The organism is Pseudozobellia sp. WGM2, assembly GCF_017810075.1.
Taxonomy (GTDB): domain Bacteria; phylum Bacteroidota; class Bacteroidia; order Flavobacteriales; family Flavobacteriaceae; genus JADNYK01.
In genome coordinates this window covers 1-510 of the sequence record NZ_JADNYK010000041.1, presented here as the reverse complement: position 1 = coordinate 510, position 510 = coordinate 1, and the positions used below count along the sequence as shown (strand labels likewise).

Sequence of the window (510 nt, the reverse complement as noted above, 5' to 3'; positions counted from 1 at the left end):
CAATCATCGTCGCAATGGTGCGAAGCTTGTCATCATCACCATATTGGGTGTAGGCAGAAATCGCTGCGTGTTGATTGACCTTATTGACTTTATTGGCAAAGATTTTTTTGGCCAATGGCAATAATCCGCGCATTTCAGCACCACCGCCCGTGATCACATACCCTTGCTGTAAAAAATCACTTAGTCCTTCTTTATCCAGCTCTTTTTTAATATGACCTAAAATACTGATATAGCGAGCTTCAGTGACTTCAAGTAGCTCAAGCATATTAATGGTTTTTTCATCGTCATGCTGTGAGCGCTTGATGGTAAAAAATTGGCTTGAGTCAATCCCATGACGATCGACACTGGCTTGGGATTTTTTCATATTTTCCGCTTCAGCAATGGTGACGTCTAGCAACATAGAGATATCCAGCGTTGCGTGATGTCCGCCTTCGGCAAAACAATGGGTATAAATCAGCTTATCCTCACGGTAAACGCAGACACTGGTGGTCGATGCCCCAATATCAATCA

1 protein-coding gene is annotated in these 510 nt (G+C 43.1%); it reads right to left on the bottom strand.

All coding sequences use genetic code 11. From position 1 onward, the window contains the following. A partial coding sequence (locus IV512_RS19715; RefSeq protein ID WP_209406478.1) for a cell division FtsA domain-containing protein occupies positions 1 to 510 on the bottom strand: 510 nt, incomplete at both ends.